The organism is Streptomyces sp. NPDC053665, from assembly GCF_055585285.1.
This window is the reverse complement of record NZ_JBVJKK010000005.1, coordinates 659,602-679,572: the sequence shown is the minus strand read 5'-3', so window position 1 is coordinate 679,572 and position 19,971 is coordinate 659,602. Positions and strand designations below refer to the sequence as shown.

Below are 19,971 nucleotides of genomic sequence, written 5' to 3'. Positions count from 1 at the left end.
TTCTCAAGGAACGGTCGCTTCCTTTGTACTCACCCTCTCGGGCTTTCCTCCGGGCGCTTCCCTTCGGTCTTGCGTTTCCGACTCTATCAGATCTTCCCGATCCGATTTCCTCGGTGCTTTCCAGGTTTCCGCTCTCGCGGTTTCCTTTCCGGCGGTTCCGACTCTATCAGATCCTTTCGGACCTGATTCCCAGTCAGAGGGGCTTGTCCTCGCAGCCGTTGGGCCGTTCCGACGAGTGAGACTTTAGCGGATTCCCCGGCTCCCGACCTAATCGGGGGCCCGCGTCCTTTCGAACATGGATTCCTCATTCCGCGAATACGCGCACCAAAGAAACGAGGACAGAGATCTGCCCGTCGAGTAGTGGTGGGTACCTGCGGAGTGGCTGCCCGGGGACCGACCGGAGTCGGCTCTCACGTCGGGCAACTCGGAGAACACTACGGAGGGGGGTAGGGCGTGTCAAGTGCCGGGTGGACCGGGCCCCTGGGGCGTACTGTGGAGCGCATGACCACGCGTACGTGTCACCAGTCCTGGTGGGCCGCCTGACGGCGGCCGCGCTCACGTACGCACTCGACGGCCGCCGCCTCGGCGGCCGTTTCTGTTTCTCCCTCCGCTACTCCCGAGGGGCGGCCGGGCCGGGGCGGTGGTCCCGGACCGGAAGGTGGAACAGAGATGACGCGGGTCTTCAGCGGGGTCAAGCCGACGGGGCATCTGACGCTGGGGAACTACCTGGGAGCGATGCGGCGGTGGGCCGCGGTCGACCAGCACGAGGCGGACGCCTTGTTCTGCGTGGTCGATCTGCACGCCCTGACCGTGGACCACGATCCCGCGCGGGTGCGCCGGCTCAGCCGGCAGGCCGCGAGCCTGCTGCTGGCGACCGGGCTCGATCCCGAACTGTGCACCGTCTTCGTGCAGAGCCATGTGGACGAGCACGCCCGGCTGTCGTACGTGCTGGAGTGCGTGGCCACCGACGGGGAGATGCGGCGGATGATCCAGTACAAGGAGAAGGCCGCCCGGGAGCAGCGGCGGGGTGGGAGCGTGCGGCTGTCGCTGCTGACGTATCCCGTGCTGATGGCGGCGGACATCCTGGCGTACGGGGCCGGTGAGGTGCCGGTCGGGGACGATCAGCGCCAGCACGTGGAGCTGGCCAGGGACCTGGCGGTGCGGTTCAACCAGCGGTACGCGCACACCTTCGTCGTGCCGCGGGCCACCCGGCCGGAGGTGGGGGCGCGGGTGATGAATCTGCAGGAACCCACGTCGAAGATGGGCAAGAGCGACGACGTGGGGCCGGGGATCGTCTATCTGCTCGACGAGCCGGACGTGGTCCGCAGGAAGGTCATGCGGGCCGTGACCGACAGCGGGCGGGAGGTCGTGTACGACCGGGAGGCCCGGCCGGGGCTCGCCAACCTGTTGGAGATCCTCGCCGCGTGCACGGGTGCGGATCCCGAGGACCTGAGTGGCGCGTACGCGTCCTACGGGGATCTGAAGAGGGACACGGCCGAGGCCGTGGTCGAGGTGCTGCGGCCCGTGCAGGAGAGGCACAAGGAGCTGTGTGCCGATCCGGGCCAGGTGGAGGCCGTGCTGCGGGCCGGGGCCGAGCGCGCTCGGGGGATGGCCCGGCCGACGGTGGACGCGGCGTACCGCGCGATCGGGCTGCTGGCTCCTGTGGTGGAGGGCGCGGGGACGCGGGCCGGGGCCGGCGTGTGAGGTGAGGGTGCCGGTGGGGGCGGTGTGTGCGGCCGCCCCCGCGGGTTCAGTTGCTGTTGCCGGAGGCCAGGGCGCGGCTGCGGTCGCGGGCGGCTTCGAGGGCGGCGATGAGGGCGGCCCGGACGCCGTGGTTCTCGAGTTCGCGGATGGCGTTGATCGTCGTGCCCGCGGGGGACGTGACGTTCTCGCGGAGCTTGACCGGGTGCTCGCCGCTGTCGCGGAGCATGGTCGCGGCGCCGATGGCGGACTGGACGATCAGGTCGTGCGCCTTGTCGCGGGGCAGGCCGAGCAGGATGCCGGCGTCGGTCATGGCTTCGACCAGGTAGAAGAAGTACGCGGGGCCGGAGCCGGAGAGGGCGGTGCAGGCGTCCTGCTGCGACTCGGGTACGCGGAGGGTCTTGCCGACGGCGCCGAAGAGTTCCTCGGTGTGGGCGAGGTGGTCGGCGGTGGCGTGCGTGCCGGCGGAGATGACGGACATCGCCTCGTCGACCAGGGCCGGGGTGTTCGTCATGACGCGGACCACCGGGGTGCCGGGGGCTAGGCGCTCCTCGAAGTAGGCCGTGGGGATGCCGGCGGCGCCGCTGATGACCAGGCGGTCGGCGGGGACGTGCGGCGCGAGCTCGTCGAGGAGGGTGCCCATGTCCTGCGGCTTGACCGTGAGGATGAGGGTGTCGGCGGTCTTGGCGGCCTCGGCGTTGGTGACCGGGGTGACGCCGTAGCGGGTGCGGAGTTCCTCCGCCCGTTCCCGGCGGCGGGCGGTGACCAGGAGGTCGGCCGGGGTCCAGCCGGCCCGGATCATTCCGCTGAGCAGGGCTTCGCCGATCTTGCCGGTGCCGAGGACTGCGACTTTCTGGGTCATGGCTTTCGGTGCCCTCCGGGGGTTGCGCGTCGTCCTGGTTCATCCTCGCACTCGGGGTGGCGGGGCGGCGGGCGTGTCCGGTGGGCGGGACGTGCGCCCGGGCCGGTCACATGGTGCGGCGGCGGAGGGTGGCCGCTCCCAGGGTGAGGACAAGCAGGGCGCAGCCGGCGACGATCGACACGTCCCGGCCGAAGGCGGCCGTCATGTCGGTATGGCGCAGGACCTCGTTCATGCCGTCGACCGCGTACGACATGGGCAGCACGTCGGAGACGGCCTCCAGGACGGGGTGCATGGCGTCGCGCGGGGTGAACAGTCCGCAGAGCAGGAGCTGGGGGAAGATCACCGCCGGCATGAACTGGACCGCCTGGAACTCCGAGGCCGCGAAGGCGGAGACGAACAGGCCGAGGGCCGTGCCGAGGAGGGCGTCGAGGAGTGCCACCAGGAGCACGAGCCAGGGGCTGCCGGTGACGTCGAGGCCGAGGAGCCAGACGGCGAGGCCCGTGGCCAGGGCGGACTGGACGATCGCGAGGGTGCCGAAGGCGAGGGCGTAGCCGGCGATGAGGTCGCCCTTGCCCAGCGGCATGGCGAGGAGGCGTTCGAGGGTGCCGGAGGTGCGTTCGCGCAGGGTGGCGATGGACGTCACCAGGAACATCGTGATCAGCGGGAAGATGCCGAGGAGGGACGCGCCGATGTTGTCGAAGGTGCGGGGGCTGCCGTCGAAGACGTAGCGCAGCAGGAGCAGCAGCACGCAGGGGATGAGGATCAGCAGCGCGATGGTGCGCGGGTCGTGGGTGAGCTGGCGCAGGACCCGGGCCGCGGTGGCGGTGGTGCGGGACGCGCTGAGGGCGCGTGGGGGTGTGGCCGTGCCGGTCATCGGGTCGTCTCCTTGGTGCGGTCCGCGGCCGTCGCCTGGTCGACCAGGTGCAGGAAGGCCTCTTCGACGGTGTCGGATCCGGTGCGGGCGCGCAGTTCGTCGGGGTCGTCGTCGGCGAGGAGGCGGCCCTCGCGCATGAGGAGCAGGCGGTGGCAGCGCTCGGCCTCGTCCATGACGTGGGAGGAGACCAGGAGGGTGGTGCCGCGGTCCGCCGCCAGGTCGTGGAAGAGGGTCCACAGGTCCCGGCGCAGGACCGGGTCGAGGCCGACGGTCGGTTCGTCCAGGACCAGGATCTCGGGGGTGCCGAGGAGGGCCACGGCGAGGGAGACGCGGTTGCGCTGGCCGCCGGAGAGGTTGCCGGCCAGGGCGTCGGCGTGGCTGGTGAGGTCGACGTCGGCGATGGCGCGGGTGACGTGGTCGTGGCGGCGGTCGGCGTGGGCGCGGCCCGGGTCGAGTATCGCGGCGAAGTAGTCGAGGTTCTGGCGGACCGTCAGGTCGTCGTAGACGGACGGGGCCTGGGTGACGTAGCCGATGCGGGTGCGCAGGGTGGGGTGGCCCGCGGGCCGGCCGAGGACGTCGAGGGTGCCGGTGACCTTGGCCTGGGTGCCGACGATGGCGCGCATGAGGGTGGACTTGCCGCAGCCGGAGGGGCCGAGGAGGCCGGTGATCCGGCCGCGCGGGACGGTGAAGGCGAGGTCGCTCAGGACGGTGCGGGTGCCGCGGACGACGGTGAGGTGCTCGGCGCGGAGGGCGGGGGTGGCGGGCTCGGATCCGCCGGGTTCCGGACTCGGGCGCGGGGACGCGGGAGCATTATTCATCATGCGATGAATAATGCTCCCGGGGGTGAGGGGCGTCAAGCGCGGGGCGGCGTTCCGGGCGGCCTCGGGCGGGGGTGTCTCGCCGGGCCGGATGTGCCGGGGGGCTGCCGGGGGGCTTGTGCCGGTGGAGTGCGGCGGGAGGGGAGGCGCCGGGTGGGGTGAGGTGCGGGGGCCCGGGTCAGGAGGGGTCAGGGTCACGACGGGGTTCGGGTCGCGATGGGGTCCGGGTCGCGATGGGGTCCGGGTCACGACGGGGTCCGGGTCGCGATGGGGTCCGGGTCACGACGGGGCTTCGGCGAGGAGGAGGACCACGTCGTAGACCTCCTCCACGTGGCCGTCCGGGAAAGCCGCGAGGAGGTGCTGCCGCTCTCGGTCCAGGAAGGCGGCGGTGCGTTCCTCGTCGTGCACGAGGAAGATCGAGTGACTGGCGATGTTGGCGAGGTGGGTGCCGACCGGGACGCGGCGGCTCCAGCGGACCGTGCGGCGGGTGAAGTCGAGACGGCCGGTGGGGTCGGGTGCGCCGGCCCCGGCGTGGCGCCGCTCGGCGGGCACGTTGATGGCGAAGTGACGGGCGATCCGTTCAGCGGCTTCGGCGATCCACGGCACGTCCAGCGCCTCGGTGTTCCACCACAGCGCCAGGGCACCGCCGGGGCGCAGGACGCGCAGGGCTTCGGGGGCGGAGCGGGCGGGGTCGGTCCAGTGCCAGGCCTGGGCGTAGGTGAGGAGGTCCAGACAGCCGTCGGCGAGGGGGAGCTCATCGCCCGTGCCGCGGACGAGCGGGATGTCCGGGTGGCTGCGGCGGAACTGGGCGGCCATGCCCGCGCCGGGTTCCACGGCGACGACGTCCGCGCCCCTCGCATGCAGGAGCGCGGTGGCGATCCCGGTCCCGGCGCCGACGTCCGCGACGCGGGCGCCGGCGAGTGGGCGGCCGGTGAGGGCTTCGACCGCGTCGAAGAGGGCCGGGGGGTAGGCGGGCCGGTGGGCCGCGTACTGGGCCGCGGCGGCGTTGAAGGAGTGCGCGCGGGTCGTGTGCGGCGGCGGGGCGGGGCGGGGATGGTCGGGAGTGGCTTCGGCTCCGGTGGGGTGGTGGGCATGAGGTCGGGTCATGCCCCATGGTCGCCGGGAGCCGGGGCTGGACGCGGTGAGAGGCGGTCGGGCGCGAAGGGCGGGCCTCAGAGGGCCGACCCGCGAGCGACGGGAGCTGGTGGGGGCGGGCCGGCAAGCGGTCCGTGGACAACGGGCCCGGCGGGTCAGGCGCGGCGGGACGGGGAGCGTCAGGGGGTGGCTTCGGCCCTGGTGGGAGGGGGGGCATGAGGTCGGGTCGTGACGCCATGGTGGCCGGGAGACGGGCCGGGACGCGGTGCGATGCCGGTGAGAAGCGCTTGGGCGCGGAGGGCGGGCCCCAGGGGGGCGGTCCGCGCGCGACTCGATGTGGCGAGGGCGGGACGGAAAGCGGGCCGTGAAGGACGAGCCCGGCGACTCTGAGCAGCGTGGGGGCGGTCAGGTGTGGCGGCGTTGTTTGGACGGGTTGCCGGAGCGGCGGGTGCTGCGCTTCTCGTGGCGGCGGCGGGCCTCCTCGTACTCGGCGCGGTGGAGCTTCTCGCCGGGGGCCTCGGTGAGGGAGCGGAGGAAGTAGGCGAGGAGCGAGCCGACGAAGCCGATGGCGAGGAGGCCGCGCAGGGACGCCTGACGGTCGGGGTCCGGGCGTCGGGTGAAGCCCTCCCAGGTGTGGCGGAAGGCCATCGCGCTGCAGATCGCGAACATGGCGGTCGTCAGGAGCGTGACGAAGCCGCCGATCGCGGCGATCTGGAGCCCCTGGTAGGCGAGGCGCAGGACGAGGCAGGACGCGGCGGCGGCGACGAGCGAACCGGCGGCCACGGCGACGCGGCGGGCGGTGTAGTGGTCGCCGTGGTCGACCCAGCTGGTGCCGAAGAACCGGAGCGGCTCCGGGTGGGGGGCGGTGCCGGGGGACGGGGTGCCTGTCTCTGCGCTCACCCGTCGATTATGCGCGCGGTGCGGCGCCCGGGGCGGTGTGGCCCGCAGTGGGGGTGGGCCACACCGGCCCGGGGCGGGCGGTCAGGAGCAGCGGGGGCGGATGTAGCCGTCGCTGCCCGTCTGGACGTAGGCGTCCGAGATGTACTGGCCGCTCGCGATGTTGTCCCAGATGTTGGTGGTGCCGTAGGGGCCGGTGATCCAGGTGCCCGGCGACTGGCAGTTGATGGAGACCCGGGACCCGGCGGGCAGGACCTTGACGACCGGGTAGCCGGTGCCGGGGCCGCTGCGGACGTTGACGCTGGTGCCCGGTGCGATCGGGTACGTCGTGGCCGCCGCGGCCAGGGTGGTGACGACCGGGACGGCGGCGCCCGCGGTGTCCTCGGGCTGTGCGGCGCGCTCGATCTCGGCAGGCTCGACTGACATGTGTTCCTCCCCCGTTGAGCCCCACGTCTGCCGTGGGGTCCCGTTGATTCCCTGGAATCACGCTCTCAAACACATGTGCGTGACTCGCCGTTGGGGGGCGGCAAGCCGCCGCTGTCCCGTACGAGTCATCGACTAGGCTCCGTCCGTCGCGCGCGCGGACGAACAGCACGGGGGTGGTCCCATGGCGCCACAACGGAACGCCGGAGCGGGCCCGGAAGCGGAACTTCCCGAATACGCCGGTCACTACCGTCTCGAGTCCTGCCTGGGTTCCGGCGGGATGGGGGTCGTGCACCTGGCGCGCAGCACCTCCGGGATGAAGCTGGCCGTGAAGGTCGTGCACGCCGAGTTCGCCAAGGACCCCGAGTTCCGGGGGCGTTTCCGGCAGGAGGTGGCGGCCGCCCGGCGGGTCAGCGGAGCCTTCACCGCACCGGTCGTGGATGCCGATCCCGAGGCCGGGCGGCCCTGGATGGCGACCCTGTACATTCCGGGCCCCACGCTCGCCCAGGAGGTGAAGCGGAACGGGCCCCTGGCGCCCGCCCGGTTGCGGCGGCTGATGGCCGGGCTCGCCGAGGCGCTGCGGGACATCCACCGGGTCGGGGTCGTGCACCGGGATCTGAAGCCGAGCAACGTGCTGCTCGCCGAGGACGGGCCGAAGGTCATCGACTTCGGCATCTCCCGGCCGAAGGACAGCGAGTTGCGCACCGAGACGGGGAAACTCATCGGGACGCCGCCGTTCATGGCGCCCGAGCAGTTCCGGCGACCGAGGGAGGTCGGGCCCGCCGCCGACGTGTTCGCGCTCGGGTCGGTGATGGTCCACGCGGCGACCGGGCGGGGGCCGTTCGACTCGGACAGTCCGTACGTCGTCGCCTACCAGGTCGTGCACGACGAGCCGGAACTGACCGGCGTACCCGCCGAGTTGGCCCCTCTGGTGCTGCGGTGCCTGGCCAAGGAGCCCGAGGACCGGCCGTCGCCGGACGAGTTGATGCGGGAACTGCGCTCGGTGTCGGCCTCGTACGACACGCAGGCCTTCATACCCGCGCAGCGCGCCGAGGAGGAACCGGCGGAGCCCGCCGAGGAGGAAGCGGCGGCGCCCGCCCCCGAGGCGCCGGTCGCCGACGCGCCCGCGCGTGGGGGGTCCGGCCGGCTGCTGAAGCGGGGGGCCGTGGTGGCCGGGGCTCTCGCGCTGGCCACCGCGGGGGTGCTGGCGGTGACGGGTCTGCCCGGGAGCGCGGATCCGGCGCGGGAGGCCGCCTCGCCGCGGACCAGGGCCGCCGCGTTCTCCGGGTGGGAGGCGGAGCCGCTGGACGGCCGCAGCGCCCCGCAGTGCTCGTACGCGGCGGACGCCGTGGTGTGCGCGCAGGAAGGGCTGGTGTTCGCGCGCGACGCCATGGACGGGCGGCTGCTGTGGCGGCGGGCGCTGAAGGGCGCCGCCGCGAGCGGGCCGCCCGCCGGGGCTCCGGTCGTCGCGGACGGCAGGGTGCTGGGCGGGCTCGGTCAGGGGCGGAGGCTGACGTCCGTCGAGCTGGCCTCGGGCGAGGTGTCCCGGCGGGAGCTGCCGGCGTACGGCGGCTTGCGGGCCGTGGGGGGCATGGTGCTGCTCACCGGCTCCGACGGCACGGTCAGCGGGGTGGAGGCCGCCTCGGGCCGCGTGCGGTGGAGCCACCGGGTGCCGGGGCAGGACGTGCCGTACTTCGTGTCGTTCCCCGGCGACCGGCTGGCGTATGCGGTGGGCGTGTCCGATGACGGGAGCCGGACGCGCGTCACGGCGGTGGATCCGCGGATCGGTGCGGTGCGGTGGCAGGCCGGGCTGGACGGCAATCTCGAGGCCGTCGGCACGGCGGACGGATCGCTGGTGGCGCTGGCCGTCGACGCCGTGCGCGGCGAGGCGCGGTCCGTCGTGCGCTACGACCCTCGCAGCCGCACCACCGTGCGGGTGCCGCTGCGCGTCCCCCTGGCGCAGGCCCAGGGCGGTGTGCGGGGGGACGTCGTCCATCTCATGGCGGCCGGCGGGGCGTTGACGGCCGTCGACCTCGGGGCGCGCGAGCAGTTGTGGACCCTGGAGACGGGTGTCGTGCGGGCCTCCCGGCCCGCTTCGGACGGACGGCATGTGTACGTGAGCGCGCCGGACGGGCGGCTGCTCGCCGTCGACGCCCGGCGGGGCAGGCTCGCCGGGCAGACGCCGGTCCGGCTGGGTGAGCGCTCCGACCGGGTGCCGGCCTCGCTGCCGGAGCCGGTGGTGGTGGGCGACCGGGTGTACGGCAGCGCGCCGGACGGCACGGTGTTCGCGGTCGACGGGCGCGATCCCGCCGCCTGGTGAGCGGATACGGCGAGGGCCACCCCCCGGTGACGGGAGGCGGCCCTCGGCGGTTCGGCGGGGGTCAGCCCAGCTTCGACACGTCCCGGACCGCGCCCTTGTCGGCGCTCGTCGCCATCGCCGCATAGGCGCGCAGCGCGGCGGAGACCTTGCGGTCGCGGTTCCTCGGGGCGCACCGGCAGCGCGCCGGACGGCACGGTGTTCGCGGTCGACGGGCGCGATCCCGCGGCCTGGTGAGCGGATACGGCGAGGACCGCCCCCCATGACGGGAGGCGGCCCTCGGCGGCTCGGCGGGGGTCAGCCCAGCTTCGACACGTCCCGCACCGCGCCCTTGTCGGCGCTGGTCGCCATCGCCGCGTAGGCGCGCAGCGCGGCGGAGACCTTGCGCTCGCGGTTCCTCGGGGCGTACCGGCCGTTCAGGGCCTGCTCGCGGCGGGCCAGTTCGGCGTCGTCGACCAGGAGGTCGATCGAGCGGCCCGGGATGTCGATGCGGATGCGGTCGCCGTCCTCGACCAGGGCGATGGTGCCGCCCGCGGCCGCCTCGGGCGAGGCGTGGCCGATGGACAGGCCGGAGGTGCCGCCGGAGAACCGGCCGTCCGTGACCAGCGCGCAGGTCTTCCCGAGGCCGCGGCCCTTCAGGTACGAGGTCGGGTAGAGCATCTCCTGCATGCCGGGGCCGCCCTTGGGGCCCTCGTAGCGGATGACGACGACGTCGCCGTCCTTGACCTGCTGGGTGAGGATCTTCTGGACGGCCTCTTCCTGCGACTCGCAGACCACCGCCGGGCCCTCGAAGGTCCAGATGGACTCGTCGACGCCGGCGGTCTTCACGACGCAGCCGTCCACGGCGAGGTTGCCCTTGAGGACCGCGAGGCCGCCGTCCTTGGAGTAGGCGTGCTCGGCGGAGCGGATGCAGCCGCCCTCGGCGTCCTCGTCCAGGGCCTCCCAGCGCTCGGACTGGGAGAAGGCCTCGGCGGAGCGGACGCAGCCGGGTGCCGCGTGCCACAGCTCGACCGCCTCGGCGGACGGGGAGCCGCCGCGCACGTCCCAGGTCTTAAGCCAGTCGGCGAGGGAGGGGCTGTGCACGGAGTGCACGTCCTCGTTGAGCAGCCCGGCGCGGTGCAGCTCGCCGAGCAGGGCGGGGATGCCGCCGGCGCGGTGCACGTCCTCCATGTAGTACGTGCGGTCCTTGGCGACGTTCGGGGCGACCTTGGCCAGGCAGGGCACGCGGCGGGAGACGGCGTTGATCTCGTCCAGGCCGAAGGGGACGCCCGCCTCCTGGGCGGCGGCCAGCAGGTGCAGGATCGTGTTGGTGGAGCCGCCCATGGCGATGTCGAGGGCCATGGCGTTCTCGAAGGCCGCGAAGGACGCCACGCTGCGCGGCAGGACCGTCTCGTCGTCCTGCTCGTAGTAGCGGCGGGTGATGTCCATGACGGTGTGGGCCGCGTTCACGTACAGCGCCTTGCGGGCCGTGTGGGTGGCGAGGACCGAGCCGTTGCCCGGGAGGGACAGGCCGATGGCCTCGGTCAGGCAGTTCATCGAGTTGGCGGTGAACATGCCGGAACAGGAGCCGCAGGTCGGGCAGGCGTTCTCCTCGATGCGGAGGATGTCCTCGTCGGAGATCTTGTCGTTCACGGCGTCGGAGATCGCGTCGACCAGGTCGAGGGTGCGGACCGTGCCGTCGACGAGCGTGGCGCGGCCGGACTCCATGGGCCCGCCGGAGACGAACACCGTGGGGATGTTCAGCCGCAGGGCCGCGTTGAGCATGCCCGGGGTGATCTTGTCGCAGTTGGAGATGCAGATCAGGGCGTCGGCGCAGTGGGCCTCGACCATGTACTCCACGCTGTCCGCGATGAGGTCGCGGGAGGGCAGGGAGTAGAGCATGCCGCCGTGGCCCATGGCGATGCCGTCGTCGACGGCGATGGTGTTGAACTCGCGCGGGATGCCGCCGGCCGCGACGACCGCCTCGCTGACGATCCGGCCGACCGGGGCCAGGTGCGTGTGGCCGGGGACGAACTCGGTGAAGCTGTTGGCGACCGCGATGATCGGCTTGCGGCCGATGTCGCCGCCCGGTACACCGGAGGCGCGCATCAGGGCGCGGGCGCCCGCCATGTTGCGGCCGTGGGTGACTGTGCGGGACCTCAGCTCGGGCATCGTCGCTCGCTCCTTCAGAGACTGCGTCAGAGGATTGCGGAGATTTCTGACTGCTGTCGAGCGTACGCCGGTCATCCAGAGGGCGGGACAGAGTGTCCGAAATGCGGGACGGCCGTCTCGTGTGCGTCCCCCGGGCGGCTCACGGATCGGTCAGATGTCCCTGGACGACCGGGGCCAGCCGCTCGATGATCTGCTCCGGGTCCGCCGAGGCCAGCGGCTCGATCCTGATGACGTACCGCAGGATCGCGGTGCCCACGAGCTGGGCGGCGGCGAGCTCGGCGCGCAGTTCGGCGTCCGGCAGCTCCAGCCGTACGGCGATGCGGCGCAGCACCTGGGTGGCGACGATCCGGCGGAAGACGGCGGCCGCGGTCTCGTTGGTGAGGGCGGAGCGGACGATGGCCAGCAGGGGCGCGCGGGTCGCCGGGTTCTCCCAGACGCCGAAGAAGAAGCGGGCCAGCCGCTCCCCCACGCCGTCGAGCGGGCCCTCCTCGATGGCCGCCGGGGCCTGCAGGGCCGGGCCGAAGGACTGGGTGATCGCCGCCTCGAACACCTGCTCCTTGGTGCCGAAGTAGTGGTGCACCAGGGCGGAGTCGACGCCGGCCGCCTTGGCGATGCCGCGCACGGACGTCTTCTCGTAGCCGCGCTCGGAGAACTCGTCGCGGGCGGCGGTCAGGATGCGCTCGCGGGTGCCGGCCGACTCGGTGCGCGGCGGGCGGCCGCGGCGGCGCGCGGGGGCACCGGGGCCGCCGGACGCGGGCCGGTCGGTCACGGGCGCGGGACCTTGGCCGCGGCGGCCAGGTGGAGGCGGGTGAAGGCCAGCGCCTCGGCGAGGTCGGCCTCGCGTTCCGCGGCGGACATGGCGCGCCGGGTGTTGACCTCGATGACGACGTGGCCGTCGAAGCCGGTCACGGCCAGCCGCTCCAGCACCTCGGCGCAGGGCTGGGTGCCTCGGCCGGGCACGAGGTGCTCGTCCTTGGCGGAGCCGCGGCCGTCGGCGAGGTGGACGTGGCCGAGGCGGTCGCCCATGCGGTCGACCATGGCCAGCGCGTCGGAGCGGGCCGTCGCGGTGTGGCTCAGATCGATCGTGAAGTGGCGGTAGTCGTCCTTGGTGACGTCCCAGTCGGGGGCGTAGGCGAGCATCTCCCGGTCGCGGTAGCGCCAGGGGTACATGTTCTCGACGGCGAACCGTACGTCCGTCTCGTCGGCCATGCGCCAGACGCCTCTGACGAAGTCGCGCGCGTACTGGCGCTGCCAGCGGAACGGGGGGTGGACCACGACCGTGCCGGCGCCGAGCTTCTCGGCCGCCGCGCGGGCCCGCTGGAGCTTGGTCCAGGGGTCGGTGGACCAGACGCGCTGCGTGATGAGCAGGCAGGGGGCGTGCACGGCGAGGATCGGGATGCGGTGGTAGTCGCTGAGTCTGCGCAGGGCTTCGATGTCCTGGCTGACCGGGTCGGTCCAGACCATGACCTCGACCCCGTCGTAGCCGAGACGCGCGGCGATCTCGAAGGCCGTGGCCGTCGACTCCGGGTAGACCGAGGCCGTCGAGAGGGCGACCTTCGCGTCCGGGATCTTTACGGCTGGCTCTGCCATGCAGCACAGGTTACGGGGTGGGATGGTCGGGACGTGGGGGGTCTCCTGGCCGTTGTGGTGATTGCCACGTGCCGGCGCGGCCCGTTCCCTCCCTCGCGCTCGGGCCCCGCAGCGGCCGCTACGCGTTGTCCATGTGATCCAGCCTGCGCAGGATCACGCCCTCCCTCAGGGCCCAGGGGCATATCTCCACGCGCTCCACGCCGAACAGGTCGAGGGCGGCCTCCGCGACCAGGGCCCCCGCCAGCAACTGGCCGGCCCGTCCCTCGGACACCCCGGGCAGCTCCGCGCGCTCGCGCTCGGTCATCCCAGCCAGCCTCGGCACCCAGCCCTCCAGGGACTCCCGCTTCAGCTCGCGCTGGACGTAGAGGCCCTCGGCGGAGCGGGCGGCGCCGGCGATGCGGGCCAGCTGCTTGAACGTCTTGGAGGTGGCGACCACGTGGTCGGGGGCGCCGAGGCGGCTGAACTCGCCGACCGTGCGGGCGATCTCGGTGCGCACGTGGCGGCGCAGCGCCCGCACGTCGTCGGGGCCGGGCGGGTCGCCGGGCAGCCAGCCGGCCGTGAGGCGCCCGGCGCCCAGGGGCAGGGAGGCGGCCGCGTCGGGCTCCTCGTCCATGCCGTAGGCGATCTCCAGGGAGCCGCCGCCGATGTCCAGGACGAGCAGCTTCCCGGACGACCAGCCGAACCAGCGGCGCGCGGCGAGGAAGGTGAGCCGGGCCTCCTCCTCACCGGTGAGGACCTGGAGCTCGACGCCGGTCTCGCTGCGCACGCGCGCGAGGACGTCGTCGGCGTTGCGTGCCTCGCGCACGGCGGAGGTGGCGAACGGGAGCATCTCCTCGACGCCCTTGTCCTCGGCGGCCTGGAGCGCCCCGTGGACGACCGCGATCAGCCGGTCGACGCCCTGGGGGCCGATGGCCCCGTCCTCTTCGACGAGCTGGGCCAGGCGCAGCTCCTCCTTGTGCGAGTGCGCGGGCAGCGGGCACGCGCCGGGGTGGGCGTCCACCACCAGCAGATGCACCGTGTTCGAACCCACGTCGAGGACACCGAGTCTCATGTAGGGCACGCTACTGCCCGCCGGGCCCTCCGCCGTCCTCGGTGCGGGCACCCGGCCCGTACCCTGGAGGCGTGCCAAAGACGAAAAAGGCCAAGCGCGACAAATCACCTGGCGTCGCGGTTCCCGACGAGCAGGGCCTCGACTTCGCCCGCGCGTGGGTGGAGTTTCCCGATCCGGCGGACGACGAGCAGGTGTTCCGCTGCGATCTGACATGGCTGACCTCTCGCTGGAACTGCATCTTCGGCAGCGGCTGCCAGGGCATCCAGGCGGGCCGCGCGGACGACGGGTGCTGCACGCTGGGTGCCCACTTCTCGGACGAGGACGACGAGAAGCGCGTCGCCGAGCATGTGGCCAGGCTCACTCCGGACATCTGGCAGCACCACGCCGAGGGCACGCGGAACGGCTGGGTGTCCGAGGACGAGGACGGCGACCGACAGACCCGGCCCTTCCAGGGGTCCTGCATCTTCCAGAACCGGCCGGGCTTCCCCGGCGGGATGGGCTGCTCGCTGCACATCCTCGCCCTCAAGGAGGGCCGCGAGCCGCTGGAGACCAAGCCGGACGTGTGCTGGCAGCTGCCGGTGCGCCGGACGTACGAGTGGATCGACCGGCCCGACGACACGCGCGTACTGCAGGTGTCGATCGGTGAGTACGACCGGCGCGGCTGGGGCCCGGGCGGTCACGACCTGCACTGGTGGTGCACCTCGGCGACCTCGGCGCACGGCGCGGGCGATCCGGTCTACGTCTCCTACCGGCCCGAGCTGATCGAGCTGATGGGCAAGGCCGGCTACGACCGTCTGGTGGAGCTGTGCGAGCAGCGGCTGGCCTCGCAGCTGCCGCTGCTGGCGCCCCACCCGGCGGATCCGGCACCCCCGGCGCCTCCGGCCGGACCGGTGGCCTGACGGGGTCCTTCCGCACCCCTCGGCGGGTCCTGCCCACCCGGCCCTACGACGTCTCCGGGCTCGGGTCGCCGCTGCCGGACGGCGGGGGCGTGGAGCCCGCCGGTTCGGTGGGTGCCGTGTCCGTGGGGGTCGGGGTCGGGGTGGGGTCCGGGTCGGAGGACGGCGGCGGGGTCGTCGGCGTCGGGTCCGGGTCCGGGGCGGAGGTCGTGGGGGTCGGGTCGGGCCGGGTCGAGGGCTGACCGCCCGGTCCGCCGGGGTGGGTGCCGGGGCCGGACGGGGTGGGCGCGGTGCCGTACCCCTCGATGTGCACGACCGCGCCGGCCGGGGCGATCGCCACCCGCGCCTGCCAGGCGCCGGCGGGTTCGCGCAGGTGGTCGACGTAGACCTGGATCGTCACCGTCCGGCCGGGGCGGAGGGTGCCCGAGGAGCGGCTGAGGTAGAGCCAGTCGGCCCCGGTGGAGGCGGACCAGGTGACGGTGGCCGGGCCGGTGGCGGTCAGGGTGATCAGGGTGGTGTCGCCGCGGTTGTCGGCCGTCACGGCCAGGGCGCCCTCGCGGCCCGCCCCGGCGACACCGACGACCTCGACGGACACGTCGGCCTTGCCGTCCTCGCCGAAGCGGGGGCCGGGGCGGGTGCTCGCGTTGCCGGCGTTCTCGTAGCCGCCGCCCGCGATCTCGCCGTCCATGCCGTACGGGTCGTCGGCCTCGCTGGCCGAGGCGGAGCGGCCGTCCTGCCCCTCCCCGACCGGGGTGCCGCGGTAGGCGGCCCACAGGGCGAGCACCGGGGCGGCCACGACGGTGGCGACGACGGTCGTGGTGACGGCACGCGCGCGCAGGCGGTCCCGCCGGGCGGCGTGGTCCTTGGGGTCCATCGGGAAGCCGCGGCGGTCGAAGCGGGGCGCGTCGGCCCGCGCGCGCGGGGGGTGGGCCATGGCGACGTGCAGGGCCGCGCGGGGTGCCGCGAGGACGGGCAGCTCGGCGGGCGTGACGCTGGTGCCGGGCCAGCGGCCGGGGATGGCGCGCTCGGCGGTGCGGCGGCAGCGCGGGCAGTCGTCGACGTGCCGGACGAGTTCGCGGCGCAGGGTCGTGCCGAGGACCAGCCGGTCGTCGCCGACGAGGTGGGCGACGCTGGGGCAGGTCCCCGTCTCGACCACGGCGAGGGCCGCACGCGTGCGTTCCACCTCGCAGGCGGCCGAGGCGAGCAGATCGCGCGTGGCCGCGACGTCCCGGCCGAGCACGGCGGCGACCTCGTGGGCGGAGAGGTGGTGGCGCACGGCCAGTTCGAGCGCCTCGCGCTGCTCGGGGGTGGTGCCGGCGGCCTCCGGCCAGGCCAGCTGGGCCAGTTCGCGGCGGCGGTGCTCCTGCACCTCCTCCGAGGGGGCGGGTGCGGCCGGGCGCTCGGCGTGCTGCCGGCCGGAACGGCCCGCCGCGTGGCTGCTCTGACGTTTCTGCTTGGCCTCGGCCAGCTTGCGCAGACAGGCCCAGCGGGCCAGCGCGTACAGCCAGGCCCGGCGCTCGGCGGGCGCCTCGGGCACGTGCCGGCCGCGGCGCTCGGCCAGGGCGAGGACGTCGCCCAGGGCGGCGGTCGCGGCGTCGTGGTCGCACAGCACGGACAGGCAGTAGGTGAACAGGCCGTCCAGGTAGGGCTCGTAGCGCGCGGGCGGCCGCTGCGCCAGCGTGCGCGCCGCCCCGCGGTCGCGCGCTTCCCGGTGCGCCCTGTGGGCGCCGGTGCTGCGGGCCGAGCGGGTCGAGATCTCCGGAGTACTGCTCATCATTCGGCGACCGTAGGGGGCCGGACGTGGCACCTTCCGGTGGCTTGAGCACATTTAATCCGTACGGGTGAAACGATCCCTCAATCGGGGACAGGAACGGTTCGTTCCGCCGTCGGCGAGGGGTGGCGGAGCCCTGGCGCGCGGGCGGGCGGGGCCGGCCGGTCCCGCGATGTCAGTGGCGGCGGCTACGGTTCCGTCCATGGCTGCCCGTACGAAATCCACCAAGGACCGCCCGTCCTACCGCTGCACCGAGTGCGGCTGGCAGACGGCGAAGTGGCTCGGCCGCTGCCCCGAGTGCCAGGCCTGGGGGACGGTCGAGGAGTACGGCACGCCCGCGGTCCGTACGACGACGCCCGGGCGGGTCACCACCTCCGCCCTGCCCATCGGCCAGGTCGACGGCCGCCGGGCCACCGCCCGCACGACCGGCGTGCCCGAGCTGGACCGCGTGTTGGGCGGCGGACTGGTGCCGGGCGCGGTGGTGCTGGTGGCGGGCGAACCCGGCGTGGGCAAGTCGACGCTGCTGCTGGACGTGGCGGCCAAGTCGGCGAGCGACGAGCACCGCACGCTGTACGTCACGGGCGAGGAGTCGGCCAGCCAGGTCCGGCTGCGCGCCGACCGCATCGGCGCGATCGACGACCACCTCTACCTGGCGGCGGAGACGGACCTCGCGGCCGTGCTGGGCCACTTGGACGCGGTCAAGCCCTCGCTGCTGATCCTGGACTCGGTCCAGACCGTCGCCTCCCCGGAGATCGACGGCGCCCCGGGCGGCATGGCCCAGGTGCGCGAGGTCGCCGGCGCCCTGATCCGCGCCTCCAAGGAACGCGGCATGTCCACGCTGCTGGTGGGCCACGTCACGAAGGACGGCGCGATCGCCGGCCCCCGCCTGCTGGAACACCTGGTGGACGTCGTCCTGCACTTCGAGGGCGACCGGCACGCGCGCCTGCGGCTGGTGCGGGGCGTCAAGAACCGCTACGGCACCACCGACGAGGTGGGCTGCTTCGAACTGCACGACGAGGGCATCACGGGCCTCGCCGACCCGAGCGGACTTTTCCTGACACGCCGGGCCGAACCGGTCCCGGGCACCTGCCTGACCGTCACCCTGGAGGGCCGCCGCCCCCTGGTCGCCGAAGTGCAGGCGCTCACGGTCGACTCGCAGATCCCCTCCCCGCGCCGCACCACCTCCGGCCTGGAGACCTCCCGCGTCTCGATGATGCTCGCGGTGCTGGAACAGCGCGGCCGGATCAGCGCCTTGGGCAAAAGGGACATCTACTCCGCGACGGTCGGCGGGGTGAAGCTCTCGGAGCCCGCGGCGGACCTGGCGGTGGCGCTCGCGCTGGCGAGCGCGGCAAGTGACACACCTCTCCCCAAGAACCTCGTCGCGATCGGCGAGGTGGGCCTGGCCGGAGAGGTGCGCAGAGTCACAGGAGTGCAGCGCAGACTGGCGGAAGCCCACCGCCTGGGCTTCACGCACGCCCTGGTCCCGGCCGATCCGGGCAAGGTCCCGGCGGGCATGAAGGTTCTGGAAGTCGCGGACATAGGGGACGCCCTGCGGGTCCTTCCCCGGTCCCGTCGCCGAGAGGCCCCACGGGACGAGGAGGGTCGCCGGTAGACTTTGCCCTGGTCTCGCCCGTCCGTGCGAACCAAGCGTGCGACACGGGGGCGCCCCAGAACCTGCGACCGGAGGAGTGCAGTGGCAGCCAACGACCGGGCAGCAGCTCCCGGAAAGTCCGGTGGGAGTGCCGGTACAGATGGCCTCATGCGCGCCTCTCTGAGCGCCGTGGCACCGGGCACCGCCCTGCGTGACGGCCTGGAGCGGGTGCTCCGGGGCAACACCGGCGGTCTCATCGTGCTGGGCTCCGACAAGACCGTCGAGGCGCTGTGCTCCGGCGGCTTCGTGCTGGACGTCGAGTTCACCGCGACCCGCCTGCGCGAGCTGTGCAAGCTCGACGGCGGCATCGTGCTGTCCTCGGACCTGTCGAAGATCCTGCGCGCGGGCGTGCAGCTGGTCCCCGACCCGACCATCCCCACCGAGGAGACGGGCACCCGGCACCGCACCGCGGACCGCGTCAGCAAGCAGGTGGGCTTCCCGGTCGTCTCGGTGTCCCAGTCGATGCGGCTGATCGCCCTGTACGTCGACGGCCAGCGCCGCGTCCTGGAGGACTCCGCGGCGATCCTGTCCCGCGCCAACCAGGCCCTGGCCACGCTGGAGCGCTACAAGCTCCGCCTCGACGAGGTCGCGGGCACGCTGTCCGCGCTGGAGATCGAGGACCTGGTCACCGTCCGGGACGTCTCGGCGGTGGCGCAGCGCCTGGAGATGGTCCGCCGCATCGCCACGGAGATCGCCGAGTACGTGGTGGAGCTGGGCACGGACGGCCGGCTGCTGGCGCTCCAGCTGGACGAGCTGATCGCCGGTGTGGAGCCCGAGCGCGAGCTGGTCGTGCGCGACTACGTCCCCGAGCCCACGGCCAAGCGGTCCCGCACGGTCGACGAGGCGCTGTCCGAGCTGGACGCGCTGACCCACGCCGAGCTGCTCGAACTGCCCACGGTGGCGCGGGCGCTGGGGTACACGGGTTCACCCGAGACGCTGGACTCGGCGGTGTCCCCGCGCGGCTTCCGCCTGCTGGCCAAGGTGCCGCGCCTGCCCGGCGCGATCATCGACCGCCTGGTGGAGCACTTCGGCGGCCTCCAGAAGCTGCTCGCGGCGAGCGTCGACGACCTCCAGACGGTCGACGGCGTGGGCGAGGCCCGGGCCCGCAGCGTCCGCGAGGGCCTGTCCCGGCTGGCGGAGTCGTCGATCCTGGAGCGGTACGTCTGAGACGTCCCTGCCTTCCCCGCGCTTGACCAACCCGTCCTGAACGGCTGAGGGCGGCACCCCGAGAGGGTGCCGCCCTCAGCCGTTTCGTGTGTGCCGGGCGTATGCGCGCGCTGTGCGAAGCGCGCGCGCAAGGCGCGCGGCCGGCCCATCCGGCCGGAATCCCGCTGCCATCTCCCGCATGCCGTCCGGACATCGTGAAGGAATCACTCCGCCATTCCCGGCGAATGCCGACGGCCCAGGATGTGAGTCACGGCTCGCCGGCCGGGAAAAGGGCGCCGGGCCGACATCCCTATCAAGGAGGACCTCATGTACCAGGGAGACATCTCTCTGCTCGAGGAGATCGCGGAGCAGGACTTCGACGGTGTCGCCTACGGCGCGTGCACCACGAACACCTTCTCGCTGTCCGACGCCCTCGGCAACCACGGCGGCTGGTGCACCCTCACCAAGGAATGCCAGCCCAACTGCAACTGATTTCGCGGCTGATCAGAGCTTCCAGAAGGAGACACGATGCAGGACAAGAAGACCGACCTCCTCGGTGGTCACGACGAGGCCGAGCTCATCGAGCTCGGTGAGGCGGACACCCACGGCGGTACCGGTCCCTGGTGCATAGCCACCGTGACGCTGGCGTCGGCGGCGCTCTGCCCGACGACCAAGTGCACCAGCAAGTGCTGAATTCCGCCTCACCCCTGCCGGTGAGCGCTTAGCAC

18 protein-coding genes are annotated in these 19,971 nt (G+C 73.3%); 7 read left to right on the top strand and 11 right to left on the bottom strand.

Annotation, left to right across the window (positions count from 1 at the left end; translation table 11 throughout):
• The first annotated feature begins 669 nt into the window (after positions 1 to 669).
• Entirely contained in the window at positions 670 to 1,704 is a 1,035-nt protein-coding gene (gene trpS, locus ACZ6ZN_RS23190; RefSeq protein WP_469648906.1) for a tryptophan--tRNA ligase, read from the top strand.
• Positions 1,705 to 1,750: 46 nt separating this feature from the next.
• Here trpS and proC read toward each other — a convergent pair whose 3' ends face one another.
• The 6 genes from proC to ACZ6ZN_RS23160 all read right to left on the bottom strand — a co-directional run bounded on the left by proC (position 1,751) and on the right by ACZ6ZN_RS23160 (position 6,673).
• Complete coding sequence (gene proC / locus ACZ6ZN_RS23185) at positions 1,751 to 2,563, bottom strand: pyrroline-5-carboxylate reductase (RefSeq protein WP_398108731.1); 813 nt, start codon at positions 2,561 to 2,563, stop codon at positions 1,751 to 1,753.
• A gap of 106 nt (positions 2,564 to 2,669) precedes the next feature.
• On the bottom strand, positions 2,670 to 3,437 hold the full coding sequence (locus ACZ6ZN_RS23180; RefSeq protein ID WP_469648904.1) for an ABC transporter permease: 768 nt from the start codon (positions 3,435 to 3,437) through the stop codon (positions 2,670 to 2,672).
• Positions 3,434 to 4,258, bottom strand: coding sequence for an ABC transporter ATP-binding protein (locus ACZ6ZN_RS23175; protein ID WP_469648902.1), 825 nt, complete (start codon positions 4,256 to 4,258; stop codon positions 3,434 to 3,436). Before ACZ6ZN_RS23175 ends, ACZ6ZN_RS23180 begins: the two co-directional genes overlap by 4 nt.
• A 276-nt stretch (positions 4,259 to 4,534) precedes the next feature.
• Positions 4,535 to 5,362 carry a class I SAM-dependent methyltransferase gene (locus tag ACZ6ZN_RS23170; RefSeq protein WP_469648900.1) on the bottom strand — a complete coding sequence of 276 codons (828 nt, stop codon included), beginning with the start codon at positions 5,360 to 5,362 and terminating at the stop codon, positions 4,535 to 4,537.
• A 393-nt stretch (positions 5,363 to 5,755) separates the two neighbouring features.
• Positions 5,756 to 6,250: an EamA/RhaT family transporter gene (locus ACZ6ZN_RS23165; RefSeq protein WP_469648897.1), complete on the bottom strand. Its 495-nt coding sequence runs from the start codon at positions 6,248 to 6,250 to the stop codon at positions 5,756 to 5,758.
• An 81-nt stretch (positions 6,251 to 6,331) separates the two neighbouring features.
• Positions 6,332 to 6,673 carry an SH3 domain-containing protein gene (locus ACZ6ZN_RS23160; protein WP_451876313.1) on the bottom strand — a complete coding sequence of 114 codons (342 nt, stop codon included), beginning with the start codon at positions 6,671 to 6,673 and terminating at the stop codon, positions 6,332 to 6,334.
• A 181-nt stretch (positions 6,674 to 6,854) separates the two neighbouring features.
• Here ACZ6ZN_RS23160 and ACZ6ZN_RS23155 point away from each other — a divergent pair, with 181 nt between their 5' ends.
• Positions 6,855 to 8,990 (top strand): protein kinase domain-containing protein, encoded by a 2,136-nt coding sequence (locus ACZ6ZN_RS23155; RefSeq protein ID WP_469648895.1) that lies wholly within the window; start codon positions 6,855 to 6,857, stop codon positions 8,988 to 8,990.
• Positions 8,991 to 9,284: 294 nt separating this feature from the next.
• Here ACZ6ZN_RS23155 and ilvD read toward each other — a convergent pair whose 3' ends face one another.
• The 4 genes from ilvD to ACZ6ZN_RS23135 form a co-directional block, all read right to left on the bottom strand.
• Entirely contained in the window at positions 9,285 to 11,138 is a 1,854-nt protein-coding gene (ilvD, locus tag ACZ6ZN_RS23150; protein WP_469648892.1) for a dihydroxy-acid dehydratase, read from the bottom strand.
• A 139-nt stretch (positions 11,139 to 11,277) separates the two neighbouring features.
• Positions 11,278 to 11,907: a TetR/AcrR family transcriptional regulator gene (locus ACZ6ZN_RS23145; protein WP_398108738.1), complete on the bottom strand. Its 630-nt coding sequence runs from the start codon at positions 11,905 to 11,907 to the stop codon at positions 11,278 to 11,280.
• Positions 11,904 to 12,728 carry a sugar phosphate isomerase/epimerase family protein gene (locus ACZ6ZN_RS23140; RefSeq protein WP_469648889.1) on the bottom strand — a complete coding sequence of 275 codons (825 nt, stop codon included), beginning with the start codon at positions 12,726 to 12,728 and terminating at the stop codon, positions 11,904 to 11,906. Before ACZ6ZN_RS23140 ends, ACZ6ZN_RS23145 begins: the two co-directional genes overlap by 4 nt.
• A gap of 118 nt (positions 12,729 to 12,846) precedes the next feature.
• A complete protein-coding gene (locus ACZ6ZN_RS23135; protein ID WP_451876309.1) occupies positions 12,847 to 13,779 on the bottom strand; it encodes a Ppx/GppA family phosphatase in 933 nt (310 codons plus the stop codon).
• A gap of 71 nt (positions 13,780 to 13,850) precedes the next feature.
• Here ACZ6ZN_RS23135 and ACZ6ZN_RS23130 point away from each other — a divergent pair, with 71 nt between their 5' ends.
• Entirely contained in the window at positions 13,851 to 14,678 is an 828-nt protein-coding gene (locus tag ACZ6ZN_RS23130) for a DUF3109 family protein (protein ID WP_398108741.1), read from the top strand.
• Positions 14,679 to 14,721: 43 nt separating this feature from the next.
• On the opposite strand, the gene ACZ6ZN_RS23125 is transcribed toward ACZ6ZN_RS23130, so the two are convergent.
• A complete protein-coding gene (locus ACZ6ZN_RS23125; protein ID WP_469648888.1) occupies positions 14,722 to 16,452 on the bottom strand; it encodes a BACON domain-containing protein in 1,731 nt (576 codons plus the stop codon).
• Between the two features lie 196 nt (positions 16,453 to 16,648).
• On the opposite strand from ACZ6ZN_RS23125, the gene radA reads away from it, so the two are divergent.
• From radA to ACZ6ZN_RS23105, 4 genes are all read left to right on the top strand, one after another.
• Positions 16,649 to 18,058 (top strand): DNA repair protein RadA, encoded by a 1,410-nt coding sequence (radA, locus tag ACZ6ZN_RS23120; RefSeq protein WP_451876307.1) that lies wholly within the window; start codon positions 16,649 to 16,651, stop codon positions 18,056 to 18,058.
• An 81-nt stretch (positions 18,059 to 18,139) separates the two neighbouring features.
• Positions 18,140 to 19,264 (top strand): DNA integrity scanning diadenylate cyclase DisA, encoded by a 1,125-nt coding sequence (gene disA, locus ACZ6ZN_RS23115; protein WP_333937246.1) that lies wholly within the window; start codon positions 18,140 to 18,142, stop codon positions 19,262 to 19,264.
• Between the two features lie 306 nt (positions 19,265 to 19,570).
• Complete coding sequence (locus ACZ6ZN_RS23110) at positions 19,571 to 19,735, top strand: plantaricin C family lantibiotic (protein WP_451876306.1); 165 nt, start codon at positions 19,571 to 19,573, stop codon at positions 19,733 to 19,735.
• 36 nt (positions 19,736 to 19,771) lie between these two features.
• Positions 19,772 to 19,936: a class II lanthipeptide, LchA2/BrtA2 family gene (locus tag ACZ6ZN_RS23105; RefSeq protein WP_369198765.1), complete on the top strand. Its 165-nt coding sequence runs from the start codon at positions 19,772 to 19,774 to the stop codon at positions 19,934 to 19,936.
• Positions 19,937 to 19,971 lie beyond the last annotated feature (35 nt).